This is a genomic window from Desulfitibacter alkalitolerans DSM 16504 (assembly GCF_000620305.1).
GTDB lineage: Bacteria > Bacillota > DSM-16504 > Desulfitibacterales > Desulfitibacteraceae > Desulfitibacter > Desulfitibacter alkalitolerans.
This window is the reverse complement of sequence record NZ_JHVU01000021.1, coordinates 116,523-131,970: the sequence shown is the minus strand read 5'-3', so window position 1 is coordinate 131,970 and position 15,448 is coordinate 116,523. Positions and strand designations below refer to the sequence as shown.

Genomic DNA, 15,448 nt, shown 5'->3' with positions numbered 1-15,448 from the left:
TCACGACCAGAAGATTAAGGCACATCCTTAATCTTCTGGTCGTGCATAACATGATGGTTTTTTACCATGGAAAGAGCAATGGTTTGGCATTAAAGTTGCAATATAGCAAATTAGTTTGTAATCTTTTAAGGGGGTAAAAGTATGTATATTGCTGATGAAGTATTAAAAGATCGAGAGTGGATTTCGGAAAAGATCAAAATAGGAGAGCAGATGCTCTACTTAACCCAGAAAGAAGTAATTAGCCTGGGTCTAAAAGAAGAAAATATACTTAATCTAACAAGGGATGCCCTAATTGCACACGGCACTAAAGAGTATGAGATGCCCGCCAAGATAGGAATCCATCCGTTTAAAGAGGTGTTTTTTCATGCCATGCCTGCTTGGGTTCCTTCTAAGATGGCAGCTGGCATGAAATGGATAGAGTGCTATCCATATAATCCGGAAAAATTCAACCTGCCTCAAACAACAGGGCTCTTAGTAATGAACGATGTAGCATCTGGATGCCCGATTGCACTTATGGATTCTGCATGGATTACTGCCATGAGGACACCGGCAGTTACTGTTCTAGCTGCACAGGCTCTTCATCCTGATGCCGAAACATTTGGTATGTTTGGTTGTGGTGTTCAGGGAATAGAGCATGTAAAATATGTAGTTCATGTATTAAAAAAGCTCAAGAAAATATACATTTATGATATAAAAGAGGCGGCCATGGATGATTTAATAAAAGAATGTCAGCCGTTGATTGATGTGGAGATTATCAAAGGGGACAATCCTGAAATGGTTACAAAAAGTTGTGAAGTTTTAAGTTCTGCAACAATAATTCTCCTTGATCCACTTGCGGAGATAAAGGATGAGTGGGTTTCAAAAGGGCAAACCATTCTGCCATGTGACTTAAATACCTACTTTGACCCAGTTACATCCAGGAGGGCTGATAAGTATATCGTTGATAGTAAGGAAGAACATGAATTATTCGCTGGGATGGGTTATTTTCCAGATGGACTACCAGAAATAGCATGTGAAACTGGCGAGGTTATTGCTGGGGTTAAAAAGGGTAGAGAAAATAAGGATGAGCTAATTGTTTGCAGCAACATTGGAATGTCTGTTTGTGATGTTGTAGTAGGCAGGGAGCTGCTAAATAGGGCATTAAATGAAGGGGTTGGGGTCAAATTACCCCTGTAGTGACATAAAACTAGGAGCATGCTGTTGTTCCTAGTTGTTTTACTTCAAGGTTTCGCTGGACTTATTGTTACAAATTAGACATTTTATTCTTTTTGGAGTTCTTTGACAATGCCTACGAAACTTTTTTCCGATAAATACCGTCACTAGCCCTGACTGGGTTCAGCTATGTCATCGAGTTGACAAGTTTCGCTCCAAGACTACTATCTTCTAGCATACACTAATGAACAAGTTCATATGAGTTCAAGAATCCTGTTTATGTGGAAGAGATAAAGATTTAGCTGGCATGCAAGTTGCATAAATTTATATAGGAAATCATATAGGATGGAGGTATTTATATGTTAAGAAGTAATTATGTGACCAACTCAAGCTTGTATTTTCGGGTGTTTACTGAACAGCAGTGCGAAGAGATACACATGGCAACTTTGGAAGTTTTAGAAAGAGTGGGCGTGCTGATTCATCATCCTAAAGCCCTAGAACTTGCCAAAAAAGCCGGGGCTTTTGTTGATGGTGAAAGGGTTAAGTTTCCTGCAGGATTAGTTGAAAAGTGTATAAGAAGTGCTCCATCAAGAATTGTACTATGCGATCGAGATGGAAATCGTAAAATGTTTTTGGAAAATAATAAATCCTATTTTGGTCCTGGCCCAACTGTAAACTATACATTAGATCCGTTTACAGGTGAACGTAGATATCCCACAATAAATGATACATGTAGAGCATCTAGGGTGATGGATGCTTTACCTAATATAGACTTTCAAATGGATTTTGGTACTGCGAGAGATGTTCAAACAGAAATTGCCGATGTTTTAATGTTTGAGGCAATGGTAAATAACTCAACAAAACCTATAGTCCACTGGGGCTTTACCTCAAGTAATTACAGGACTATGGTAGACATGGCCATTGCCGTAAGGGGAAGTCTTCAGGAACTTCAAAATTATCCCTTTTTATGTTTTTATTCCGAACCAATTACTCCATTAACTCATGATGTAGATGCAATTGAGAAAACAATGTTTATGGCAGAACACTTTTTACCATGTATAAATACACCTGCACCCCTAGCAGGAGCCACAGGTCCTGCAACCATGGCGGGAAATATTGTACTTGCTAATGCAGAATGCCTAAGTGGGCTGGTTATTCATCAATTGACTAGAGAAGGCGCTCCCTTTGTAATGGGAGGAGTGGTAACAATAATGGACATGGCCACAACTCAAATAACTTACTCTTCCCCTGAATTTAGCCTAATGGCGGCGGGAATGACCAATATGGCGCAGTATTATAAAATACCAATGTTTAGCACTGCAGGATGCTCAGACTCTAAGTGTGTTGATCAACAGGCAGGCATCGATATTGCCACAAATTGCCTTATGGCAGCATTAAGTGGGGGAAATATAGTCCATGATGTTGGTTATATGGAGTCTGGTATTAGCACATCCTTACTTCAATTAGTAATAGCTGATGAAGTGATAGGCCAGGTGCGCCAGATCGTAAAAGGTATTGAAGTAAATAGAAATACCTTAGCTGTTGATGTGATAGAGAAGGTTGGACCAGGTGGACACTTCATGGCAGAAGAGCATACGTTTAATAACTTTAAAAAGGAGTGGTGGTTCCCATCAATATTCAATAGAGGAAGATTTGATGATTGGACAGCTCAAGGGCAGCCTGATTTAGCTGAACTAGCAAAGAAAAAGCTGCAAAATATCATAGATAGCCACCAACCTAAGCCGTTAAATGCTGAAGTTAAAAATAAAATTAAAGAAATTGCATCTAAATTATAAAATCTCTATATCTAGGAGCGATTAAACTATGCTTTATGCAAATCGTGATATGGGTATTAATTTATAAAAACGCGGAAAAAAGGGTTTCCTGGCGATGTTAGGAATGCGAGTGCTTGGACAACGATTTGCCATTGCCCACATATCAACAACCTCTATGGCTATGATTTGTAAATTAGTCCTTAATATTTCACATAAAATTTGATATTGGTTTTAGGTAGAGAAACCATAACCTTCCATTAGGGCATGACCCTGCATACGAGTAACTGGTACCCCCCTACCCCATAATGCTGAACGAAGGAAGATTAGGGCATAGACACAGAGAGACGTGATAGGGTTAGCGGGGGAATAAAAATTTAGTTTTATATTAAAATTTGTGTCTTTAAAAAAGGCCAATTTAGAGTGTAATTTTTAGAATAGCATCAAAATATTGAGATAGGAGGGTTCAAATGAAAAGTAACACCGCAATTCAGTTAACACCTTCATTAAAATTTCTTTCGTATGATCAGCTAGAAGAAATACATCTTGGATCATTGGAAATCCTTGCAGAAACAGGGGTAGAAGTTTTTCATGCTGAGGCACTGGAACTATTACAGTCGGCAGGGGCAAGAGTAGAGAGGCATTTAGTAAAGATACCTGAACATCTTGTGAAGAATGCCCTTTTAACTGCTCCATCCCGAATAGTTATGGCAAATAGAGATGGCAATAGGTGCATGTTTTTAGAATCTCATAAAAGCTATTTTGGAACAGGTTCAGGTTGCCCATATACATTAGATGTTTTTACAGGAGAAAGAAGGCAAACCAGAAAAGAAGATATTGCTAATACAGCTAAATTATGTGATTATCTTTCAAATATTGATTTTGTTATGTCCTTAGGGATTGCAAAGCACCAATATCCAGAAATAGGATACATACATGAATTTGATGCAATGGTTAGGAATACAAAAAAGCCGATTATTGTTAGTGGTTATGATAAGCAAAATATCTCAAACATCATAGAAATGGCAGAAGTAGTTATGGGAGGCTCGGAAAAACTTAGAGATCGTCCTATTTTAGCGGTATACTCTGAGGCTACTTCCCCGCTTAGGCAATCTGAGGACGGTATTGGTAAGGTAATGGCGTGTGCAGAAAAAATGGTTCCAATTATTCATACAATAGGAATGATGTGTGGAGCTTCAGCGCCAGTTACTTTAGCGGGAGCTCTTATTCAAGGCAATGCCGAATTGCTCAGTACCCTTGTAATCCATCAGCTTAAACAACCAGGTGCACCATTTTTTTATGGAGGTACTATTACAGCAATAGATATGAAAAACATGGCTCATCCTTATGGTGCACCAGAGTTTCATGTTTTAAGTTCAGCACTTACTGAAATGGGATATTACTATAGACTTCCCGTTTTTAGCACTGGAGGATGTACTGATGCAAAAACTTTTGATGAACAAGCCTCTGCTGAAGCCACATATTCGTTATTATTAGCAGCATTATCAGGAGGTAACCTTATACATGATATAGGCTACGTTGATTCTGGTTTGACTTCCTCACTTTCACAGGTAGTATTTAGCGATGAAATAATAGGCTTAATAAAACATATTGTGCAAGGCATTCCTTTTAGGGAAGAAGATTTAGCACTTGACGTAATAAAGAAAGTTGGCCCAGGAGGACATTACCTTGGTGAAAAACATACTTTAAATAATTTTAGAAAAATATATTCACCAAATTTATTAACAAGAGCTTCATATGGTAATTGGGTAGATAACGGGAAGAAAACATTGGGTCAAGTAATTGAAGATAAAGTCAGGTGGGTTGTGCAGGAATATCATCCTGAACCTATGGATGAAAAAGTAACCAAGGAACTAGATGAATTGATAGATCAATATACTGAAGAGGCGCTTGAAAAGTATGGAAAGTACGACCGTATTTAGCAGTAGAGTAAGGATTTTTGCAAGAATTATGAGTACCCCTAACAAGAGGACTGCAGTCAAAACTATAATAAGGTCAGAACATATTCCGTTTTATTTCACTATCAGAAAGTATAAGTTCCACAAGGTAGATAGTATTCACAAAGACTAAGGCTTCCGCTGGCGCCAAAAGGCTTGGCGAAAGCCAAGTTTTCTTTATAAAAAAGTCATAAACCACCAGCAGGTAGTGGACTACCCAACCTGGAGAGAAAATTGCGCAGAACAAACCCTTCTTGAAGAAATAATTCAAAGGATAAAGAAGACATTATAATGGCTTTAAAGAGGAGCAAAGAAATATAGCTAAAGCTGCCCAGGAACTGGGAAAAAGCAGGCAAAAACTCCTTTTATAAGGTGAAAAAGTATAAATTAAAATAGCATTTCTGCACATAGACATATTAAACATTATATACTTTTCAATAATCTTTGGACAATCGGCTCTAGGTTGTCCAAAGACTATTTTCATGACCTTTTAGGGGGTTGCTAAAATATATAAATAATTTGTCTATGCAAAAACTCTATGCACTTTATTAACCATTAGTTAAAATCATCGCACAATATTGCAATTTGAATACTTACAACATGTCAAGTGCTAAATTAAATTGCATCTGTTTAAACAATGTGTCTTTTTAACAATTGCTTTTGAAAGGCATTGCAATTTTGGCATGCAATTTGCACTTCGTTTATCTTAATTCCTCTCTGATTTAGAGGTTGAGCCAAAAAAATAATTAGAATATTTATACTATTTGGGAAATGCAAAATAGATTCTTTGAGAGAGGTGATGAATGTATTAACTCTGTTTTTATTACTCATGCAAGGGCAAAATTTTTTAAATCTAACAAACAAACGAGGAGGAAGATTGATGAGTGAATTACAACGTGCTCCACAGCCTGATGTTGGCAACGGCAATAAGAAGTTTGAGCTAGAGAAGGGTATTTTTTATCCCCCTGCAATATTACTTGTTGTGTTCCTGCTAATAGGAATGGTATCCCCAGATGGTTTTGCAAAAGGTGCTAATGCTGCACTTGGTTTTACGATAGACTACTTTGGTTGGATGTACCTATTTTTTGCCTTTATTTTTTTAGCATTTGTATTGTTTGTTACCTTAGCTCCAATAGGTAGGGTTCGCCTTGGTGGGCCGGATGCTAAACCGGAACTTTCGTATTGGAATTGGTTTGCCATGGCTCTATGTGCCGGTATTGCCATAGGCATTTTGTTCTGGGGAGTAGCAGAACCTATATATCATTATTATGGGCCGCCAAGCATAGCTGGTGTAGACCCTCAAACCCCAGCAAGTGCAATTACAGCCCTTCAATTATCTTATCTCCACTGGTCATTCCATCCCTATGCACTATATGCAATTATAGGGTTAGCAATCGCCTATTCATCTTATAATTTAAACCAGCCTTTTAAAGTAAGTTCTGGTCTTTATCCAATCATAGGCGATAGAATTAATGGCTTCTGGGGGAACACTGTGGATGCTATATGTATTTTTGCAATAGTAGGCGGAGTAGTGACCTCTCTTGGACTAGGCACTTTGCAACTGGCTGGTGGCCTAAATTATTTAGTTGGATTAACCCCAAACATTGGCATATATATTGCAATAATAACTATTATCACTATTAGCTATACATTATCCAGTTATACGGGGCTTCATCGGGGCATTAAATTTTTAAGCAACCATAATGCCAAGATATTTATAGGTTTTGTAGTTTTTCTTTTCTTGCTTGGTCCAACAAAATTTTTATTAGAAATAGGTGTAAATTCATTTGGCTCCTATTTAGTAAATGTTATACCCATGTCCTTCTGGGCAGATCCCTTCGGCGAAGGTGCAGGTTGGGGTGGTGGCTGGACAATGTTCTACTGGGCCTGGTGGATAGCTTTTGCTCCCATTGTAGGTATGTTTATAGCAAGAATATCATATGGCCGAACTATTAGAGAGTTTTTAATAGTTAACGTTACAATACCGGCTTTATTTGGAATCTTGTGGTTTACGGCATTTGGGGGATCAGCTATATATATGGAAAGTATTGCAAATGGTTCCATAATGAATGTAATCAATGAATCGGGTTTTGAAGTAGCATCTTATGCATTGTTAAGCCATTTTCCGTTAGCCGTTATTACAGTTCCCCTTTTCGTAATAGTAGTAGCCATCTCATTTATTACCCTAGCAGACTCCATGACATCAACCATTGCCATTATGACCACAAAAAATAGGGGTCAAGGTGAGCCTCCTGCTGTAATAAAGGTTTTTTGGGGGCTGGTAATGGGTGGCTCCACTATTCTCTTCCTAATAATCACAGGTGTAAGCGGCACCAAGGCTTTGCAGACTGCCAGCATTGTTACGGCATTGCCCATCTTTATAATAGAGATGGCAATTATGATATCTATAATTATGATGTTCTATAAAAAAGGATATGCCAAACAAGAATAGGGATTGCATTTCCAGCGGTTCTTGTGGGCTGAAAATACTCTGCACGGGGATCTATTTTAAAGAATGCGATATTTTGAGTTTAACAAGGAGGAGAGATCAATAATGGATAAGAAAATGAAACTTGGATTGCATACCTATACCTTGCATCTCTGGGGGCTTGGTCAGAACTGGGGCATCATTGCTGAACCCCGTCCAAAAGAAATGACTTTAATGCAGCTTATGGATAAGGCGGTGGAATGGGGATTAGATGGACTGCATATTACTGGCTGTGATCTAGAAAGCAAGGATGAAAAACGTTTAAAAGAGGTTAGGACAGCAGCTGGAGAACGTGGACTTTATCTTGAATATAACTTTTCTCTGAATGAAGAGTTTGACCCTCGCTTAACAGATAGTATTCAGGACGGCATCCGAATTGCCGAAAGGTTAGGTGCTGATATTGGAAAAATCAGCCTTGATATCCGCAGGCCCAGGCCCCTTTATGGCAGCTGCTTTCATCCAGCTGTAATGAGGCAGCTATGTGATGTTTATGATGAGGTTAAAGCTGCCCTGCCCTTACTCGAAAAAACAGGAATTAAACTGGCGCTAGAAAACCATACTGAAACTTATGCAGATGAAATCCTCTGGTTAATTGATAAGATCAATCACCCCCTGGTTGGGGCCTGTGTTGATACGGTAAATTCCATGGGTGTCCTGGAAGACCCTGTTAGTGCAGTTGAAAAACTGGCACCCTATGCCTTTGCAAACCATTTTTGTGACCATAAGCTTGACAGGGATCAGTTCGGCATCCGTTTTCATGGAGTGGCTTTAGGGGATGGGGATATTGATTGCGTGAGGGTATACAACACCATAAAGAAATTATCACCTACTGATCGTATTACCTTTGAAATAGAATGGGATATGGGTGATGATCCACTAGAAGTGGCCCGCCAGAAGGAAATGGATGCATGCATTAAAAGTATAAAATATGCAAGGGAAGTGCTTGGTATAGGCAAGTAGATATTTCAATGTCCTCCGATTTTCCTAAACGCCCTTTATATTCTAATTTTTTACACTTAATAAATATAGAATTTTGAGGCTGTATAAGTTATATTTTAGTTATTCCAAGATTATGGCTGATAATAATCGGAGGGAGTCATGTATGACACAGATAAATATACTTAATGAAAAACTGTTATGGCATATTTTCCACAGGATTAATCAAGGCATAGTTGTTTTAAGCAGCAACAATACTATACTTGGAATTAATCCTGGGGCAGAAAGCATTTTGAATCTTTCTCAGCAAGAGGTTGTTGGCAGAAATTTAAAGGGTATCTGTCCCGAACTTGTCATTGAAGGCAGGGTTATCAATGGATCCGTTGATTTAATCAGCGGACTTAAAATCAAAAGCAGACTAGTGCAGGTAGAACAATCGTCAAAAAAGATATTATTCTTAGAACATAATCCTGAAAAAGACGACATTGATATATTGGAAAACGTGATCAATTCCATTGATGAAGCAGTTATGGTTTGTGATAGTCAAGGCAAATTAATCATCTATAATGAAGCAAACCAACGTTTAGATGGTTTATTGAAGGAACAGGTAATTGGGAAGCATGTGACTCATGTATACAATTTATCCGAAGAAACAAGCTTGTTGATTCAAACAATGAGACTGCGTAAGCCTATTATAGATAGACATCAGAACTACACTACATTTACAGGCAGAAGCCTAAACATAATGTGTAACACGTATCCCCTTTTCAAAGAAGATAAAGTTATAGGAGCTGTTTCCATTCAAAGAGATTATTCAAAGATTAAAGAGCTTTCGGATAAAATTATTGAGCTGCAGGAACAGCTATTTGAGAACAAAAAACAAAATACCAGGAGCGGTTCTAAAAAGTCTGCCAGGTATGTATTTGAAGACTTAATGGGGAATAGCCCTATTCTAAAGCATACGGTTACACTGGCTAAAAGGGCTGCCAGGACAAATTCTCCTGTTTTAATATACGGAGAAACAGGTACTGGCAAGGAGTTGTTTGCCCAGAGCATCCATAACTATAGTCAAAGAGCATCGGCACCATTTATAGCTATTAACTGTGCGGCTATTCCTGAGAATCTTCTTGAGGGGATACTCTTTGGAACTGTTAAGGGAGCTTACACGGGGGCCGTAGACCGACCAGGTCTCTTTGAACAGGCCAGGGGTGGCACCCTGCTTCTTGATGAAATAAATTCTATGAGTCTGGGACTGCAAGCAAAACTGCTAAGAGTTCTGCAGGAAGGAACCCTGCGTAGGGTTGGGGCCATTGATGAAGTCCTTGTGGATGTGCGAATTGTGACCAATATCAACATAGAGCCTGCTTTAGCTATTGAAAAACAACTGTTACGAGAGGACTTATTTTACCGCCTGGGTGTAGTTTACTTGAAAGTACCACCTCTTAGAAACCGAAAAGAAGATATTATACCTTTGGCAAAGGGATTTATAGCAGCTTACAATAGGATGCTTAACAAGAATATTAAAAATATATCTCCCAAGGTCACAGAAATGTTTTTGGGATATTCATGGCCTGGAAATGTAAGAGAACTGCAGCATGCTATTGAATCAGCAATGAATATCATGCAGGAAGATGAAGAAATTATAACCATTGAACATTTGCCTCGTCATATGGAAAGTAAATTAGATAACAGATATTGTGACAAAGAAAGCTTAAACATCACTCTTCAGGAGGAACCTTTATTAGCTACCATGGAAAAAGTTGAAAAAGAGGTGCTGTTAAAAGCTTTAGAAAAAAACAATTGGAATGTTTCCCGGGCAGCTAAGCAGATGAATATAAAAAGGCAGAGCCTGCAATATCGAATGAAAAAATATGGCATAAAATAGAAGTAATTTTTTTAGCTTAAAATGACAAAATATTCAACAATGCAATAGAATTTTGCACAGATATGAAAAGCCATTTTGCATTAATTTTATAAAAATAAGCCCATACAACATGGCACGGTTTTTGCTGTTATATATTTTCGTAAAATTTAAAATAGTAGGATTTTAGATTTTACTAATTGCAGGGGGATACTAAGATGACTCTGAATAATAATGCAGACATTGAAATGTACAAGGAAATCTTAAATGAAATAGCAGAGGGAGTAATTATTTATAACAATACAGGAGTGATTAGTTGGTGCAACAATGCAGCCAATTTAATATTTTCAAAAAAGGTAAAAAGCATAATAGGCGAAAATATTGAAGGGGTACTGGCTAATCATATTTTTGAAAAGGAATATGACGTAAAAAAGAAGTGGTTAGATAGTGCTGATGCTTCTGTTGTGTTTATAAAAAAGCTTGAGAATAATGGTCACAGGGAATTGAACAATGTACCCGTACGTAGAGCAAGCCATAATTTTGAAGATATAATTGGGCATAACCAAAGTCTATGTGATATTAAGATTTTGGCCAAAAGGGCAGCATTTACCCAGTCACCAGTTTTAATATATGGAGAAACTGGAACAGGAAAAGAGCTCTTCGCCCAAAGCATTCATAATGCAAGCTGTCGGGCAAAAAGCCCCTTTGTAGCTATCAATTGTGCTGCAATTCCAGAGAACCTTCTTGAAGGTATTCTTTTTGGAACTGTCAAAGGGGCTTATACTGAAGCTGTAGATAGGCCAGGGCTTTTTGAACAGGCAAGTGATGGAACCTTGTTTTTAGATGAGATTAACTCAATGTCCTTATTGCTGCAGGCAAAACTTTTGCGTGTTCTTCAGGAAAAGAAAATACGAAGAGTAGGCGGCATGACAGACATTGAAGTGAATCCCAGAATTATCAGCAGCGTAAACATGAAACCACTGGAAGCCATTGAAAAGGGTTTGCTGCGGAGTGACCTGTTTTACAGACTGGGTGTTGTTTGTTTGGGTATACCTCCACTAAGAGAAAGAACCGATGATTTACCATATCTAATAGATTTTTTTATTAAAAAAGTCAGCACAAAGCTTGCCAAGGGACATTATACTGCAGCAAATGATTTACTAAGGGTATTTCAAAGCTACAACTGGCCAGGCAATGTACGCCAGTTAGAACACGCACTAGAATGTGCAATTACTCTAATTAGCAGCAAAGAAACTGAAATAACCATTGAGCATATTCCTGAATATATGAAGGTTACATCTACAATTACAATTAAAGAGGAACCCTTAACGAGAAAATTTAACCTTAATCCACTAGATAGTGAGATTGAAAAAGTAGAAAAAAACAAAATCATAACAGTATTAGAGGATACAAAAGGCAACATATCCCTTGCAGCAAGACTTATGAACATCAGCAGGCAAAGCCTGCATTATCGCATGAAAAAGCATCAAATTAGAGTTTCCAGATAGACCATATAATACTAGCTGAATAAGAGAAGGAAGGTACTTATAATGCGCAGCAATTATAAAAGTAATAGTACTATTCAATTTAAAACCCTTTCCAGGGAACAGTGTGATATACTCCACTATGCCACTTTAGAAGTGTTATCTGACACAGGTGTAATTGTTCAGGAGAAAAGATCCCTTGAGCTGTTAAAGAAATCAGGCGCCTTTGTAAATGGTAATCAGGTTAGGATTCCACCTGCACTGGTGGAAAAAGCCATATCTACTACACCTTCAAGTGTAGCTTTATATGACCGCAACGGAAATAGAAAGATGAGACTGGAAGGGGAAAATTTCTACTTTGGGCCAGGACCTTCCACTACTTATACAATAGATCCCTATACCGGTGAAAGGCGTTACCCCAAAAAACAGGATACTAGAAATGCAGCTAAAATTATAGATGCCTTGCCTAATATAGATTTTGCAATGGATTTTGGAACTATCAAGGATGTTCCAACAGAAATTGCTGACATTCATTTATTCCATGCATTACTTGAAAATACCACTAAACCAATTATACACTGGGGGTTTAATGCAAAAAACCTTGTGACAATAGTGGATATATGCTTGGCTGTTGCTGGTGACCTGGAAGAGCTGCAAAAATATCCCTTCATATCCTTGTTTTCAACTTCCAACACCCCTCTGCAGCATTCTGAAGAAGCTATTGAAAAACTTGTGTTTACAGCTGAAAAAAACCTGCCGGCTATATATGTGTCGGCACCAATGGCTGGTGGAACTTCACCGGTTACATTAGCTGGCACAGTCATAGTGGCCCTGGCCGAATGCTTAAGTGGGTTAGTTATCCATCAGCTTGTTAGAGAGGGGGCGCCTTTTGTTATGGGAGGTGTGCCCGCACCTACAGATATGAACACCATGGTTATGAGCTACGGAAACCCTGAGTTTAACTTGATGCATGCTGCTTTTGCAGAAATGGCTCACTATTACAAGATACCAATGTGGGGGACAGCCGGGTGCAGTGATTCAAAAGCTCTGGATGAGCAGTCAGCCATTGAAGCTACAGCCTCAATTATGATGTCGGCCATGAGTGGTGCTAATCTTATTCATGATGTTGGTTACCTTGAAGGAGGTACTACAAGCAGTGCAGGTCAGCTGGTAATGTGTGATGAAATTATTGGGTTTGTTAAAAGAATGGTTAGAGGTGTGGAAGTAAATGACGTTACTTTAGCCCTGGAAGTAATTAAGAAGGTGGGTCCCGCAGGACATTTTGTAACAGATGAACATACATTCAATAATTTTAAAAGGGAGCTATGGATACCAAAAATATTAGATAAAAATCAATATCAAGTCTGGTGTGATAAAGGGAAAATTACTTGTGGAGAAAGGGCCATGGAAAAAGCTAGATATATTATAGAAAACCATGTTTCAGAATCTTTGCCGGAAAAAGCAAAGGTTAAAATAGATGCTATTATAGATAGGTTGTAGATAACTTGTATAATGCGAATAGAAAATACCATATTATCTCATCTGGAATTAAATTTTTCCTTATCAATTAACAAAAAATTTAGAAATTACTGAATTAGGGGGCGATATAGAGATAATAATTGATTTTTAAAAAATGAAATGGGAGGTTTATAAATGGACAAGTTTTTTGGAAAGATTGACAAAACTATCTTTTGGGGTTCAGCTATCATTTGTCTGGTTTTTGTGTTAATAGCATCAACTAACCCTGCAGCTGTATCTAAGATTTTTAGTGTCTTGTTTTCTTTTTTCATTGATAATCTTGGGTGGACATATCTCCTTGCAGTATCTGGGTTTGTTATCTTCTGTTTATTCCTGGCCATTAGTAAATATGGAAATATTAAACTTGCAAAGGATGATGAAAAGCCTGAATTTAGTACAGCTGCATGGTTTGCAATGTTATTTGCTGCTGGCATGGGTGTAGGGTTGGTTTTCTGGGGAGTTGCAGAGCCAATATATCATTTTGCGGGAGCTCCCTTAAGTGAATCAAATACTGCAGCTGCAGCATCTGAGGCCATGCGGTATACTTTTTTCCACTGGGGACTGCATGCCTGGGCTATTTATGGTGTTGTCGCCCTTGGGTTAGCATACTTTCAGTTCCGCAAGGGCTTACCTGGCCTAATTAGTTCCTGCTTTTCTCCAATTCTAGGAGAAGAGGGAATCAAAGGTCCAATTGGAAAATCCATAGATACGTTTACAGTTGTAATGGCCCTTTTTGGAGTGGCTACTTCTTTAGGCTTGGGTGCCATGCAGGTAACTACTGGTATGAACATAGTGTTTAGTACTCCCAATACAACTACAGTATCAATTGTTTTTGTGGCAATAGTAACAACTCTATTTACAATTTCTGCTGTAACAGGGATTAATAGGGGCATAAAATGGTTGAGCAATATAAATATGGTAGCAGTTGCAATTCTAATGCTTGTTGTACTTTTTTTAGGACCAACAAGGTATATATTAAACTTCTTTACTGAATCCTTGGGGCAGTATATACAGAACATAGTGTGGATGAGCTTTTTCGTAGATACTCAAGGTGCAGTAGCTGAGCATACTGGTTATGGTTGGGTTGGTGCCTGGACTGTGTTTTACTGGGCCTGGTGGATTACCTGGACGCCCTTTGTGGGCAGTTTTATTGCCAGGATTTCCAAGGGAAGGACAATTAGAGAATTTATTATCGGTATCCTGGTGGCTCCATCACTCCTAAGCTTTATTTGGTTTAGTATAATCGGTGGTACGGCAATTCATGAGGAGAGATTTGGTGCCGGAGGTATAGCTGAGGCTACCTTTGCAGATGTGACTAGTGCTATATTTGCAATGTTTAATAATTTGCCCGCAACGGAACTTCTATCATTAATGGCCATGTTTGTAGTTACAATTTTCTTTATAACTTCTGCTGACTCTGCTACCCTTGTTGTAAGTATGATGACATCAGGTGGGGATTTGGAACCAAAATCAGGTTCCAGGGTATTCTGGGGCGCTATAGCCGGTTCCATTGCTTCAATGTTGATCTTAACTGGGGGATTAAGTTCTGTACAGACCATTGCTTTTGCTCTAGCTTTTCCCTTTACTATCATCATGGTATTTATAATGTATACATTAGCCAAGTCACTGGCTCTTGAGGAAGCATCTTTAAATAAGCTGGAAAACAGCAGGAGCAATACTGCTAAAACTCATAATATGTAATAAGCTCTAACTTGAAAAAGGCAAGGCCGTCCAGGGGCCCTGCCTTTTTCTCTATAACATGGTTTCCAAAAAGTTGGTGCCTAACAATCACAATTTGGAGCTGTTCCCTTGATCATACCCATAATTATGGCATAGACACAGCCATCACCTGGATTACTACTTCATGCAGCTACCGTTTATGTTTTGTGCAACACATTGCTGTAAACCACCCATTCTTTTAGCACATTCAGCAACTGCAAGACCGCCCTTTTCAGTAGCCATATTTGACACCATGTTGGTGGCCAAAATTGGACCAGAGTAAATCAACAATCCTAAAGCTAATGCAGTTATTACAAATAGTTTTTTCATTTAGAATTTTCCTCCTTAATTGTTTTGTTGACAATATATAAACATAACTTTGTGACAGGTCTTTGATTGAAATGTGTATTTTTAGTGAATAAAGCTGGGTAAATCTTTGATTAAACAGTAATAATATGTATACTTAATGTGAATCTTTTTCGAAGATTATATGAATTAAAAGGTTTTTATTAAGGCTGAGTGTAAGTTGTTTAATATTAAAAAAAATTATAAGGGGGTTA

General features: G+C 38.2%; 10 protein-coding genes. 9 read left to right on the top strand and 1 reads right to left on the bottom strand.

Going from position 1 to position 15,448, the window contains the following annotated elements; translation table 11 throughout:
* The first annotated feature begins 141 nt into the window (after nt 1–141).
* The 9 genes from K364_RS0101895 (at nt 142) to K364_RS22505 (ending at nt 14,870) form a co-directional block, all read left to right on the top strand.
* Nucleotides 142–1,176 (top strand): ornithine cyclodeaminase family protein, encoded by a 1,035-nt coding sequence (locus tag K364_RS0101895; protein ID WP_028306611.1) that lies wholly within the window; start codon nt 142–144, stop codon nt 1,174–1,176.
* 335 nt (nt 1,177–1,511) lie between these two features.
* Nucleotides 1,512–2,948 carry a trimethylamine methyltransferase family protein gene (locus K364_RS0101890; RefSeq protein ID WP_035267549.1) on the top strand — a complete coding sequence of 479 codons (1,437 nt, stop codon included), beginning with the start codon at nt 1,512–1,514 and terminating at the stop codon, nt 2,946–2,948.
* A 446-nt stretch (nt 2,949–3,394) separates the two neighbouring features.
* Nucleotides 3,395–4,867, top strand: coding sequence for a trimethylamine methyltransferase family protein (locus K364_RS0101885; protein ID WP_035267547.1), 1,473 nt, complete (start codon nt 3,395–3,397; stop codon nt 4,865–4,867).
* A gap of 895 nt (nt 4,868–5,762) precedes the next feature.
* Nucleotides 5,763–7,334 carry a BCCT family transporter gene (locus K364_RS0101875; protein ID WP_051533747.1) on the top strand — a complete coding sequence of 524 codons (1,572 nt, stop codon included), beginning with the start codon at nt 5,763–5,765 and terminating at the stop codon, nt 7,332–7,334.
* A 102-nt stretch (nt 7,335–7,436) separates the two neighbouring features.
* Nucleotides 7,437–8,330: a sugar phosphate isomerase/epimerase family protein gene (locus tag K364_RS0101870; RefSeq protein ID WP_028306607.1), complete on the top strand. Its 894-nt coding sequence runs from the start codon at nt 7,437–7,439 to the stop codon at nt 8,328–8,330.
* A 142-nt stretch (nt 8,331–8,472) separates the two neighbouring features.
* Nucleotides 8,473–10,191: a sigma-54 interaction domain-containing protein gene (locus K364_RS0101865; RefSeq protein WP_169734731.1), complete on the top strand. Its 1,719-nt coding sequence runs from the start codon at nt 8,473–8,475 to the stop codon at nt 10,189–10,191.
* 194 nt (nt 10,192–10,385) lie between these two features.
* Complete coding sequence (locus tag K364_RS22510; RefSeq protein WP_051533746.1) at nt 10,386–11,675, top strand: sigma-54 interaction domain-containing protein; 1,290 nt, start codon at nt 10,386–10,388, stop codon at nt 11,673–11,675.
* Between the two features lie 42 nt (nt 11,676–11,717).
* Nucleotides 11,718–13,151, top strand: coding sequence for a trimethylamine methyltransferase family protein (locus tag K364_RS0101855; RefSeq protein ID WP_035267544.1), 1,434 nt, complete (start codon nt 11,718–11,720; stop codon nt 13,149–13,151).
* 153 nt (nt 13,152–13,304) lie between these two features.
* Nucleotides 13,305–14,870, top strand: a complete 1,566-nt coding sequence (locus tag K364_RS22505) for a glycine betaine uptake BCCT transporter (protein ID WP_051533745.1) — start codon at nt 13,305–13,307, stop codon at nt 14,868–14,870.
* Nucleotides 14,871–15,026: 156 nt separating this feature from the next.
* On the opposite strand, the gene K364_RS0101840 is transcribed toward K364_RS22505, so the two are convergent.
* A complete protein-coding gene (locus K364_RS0101840; RefSeq protein WP_028306604.1) occupies nt 15,027–15,218 on the bottom strand; it encodes a hypothetical protein in 192 nt (63 codons plus the stop codon).
* Nucleotides 15,219–15,448: the final 230 nt, after the last annotated feature.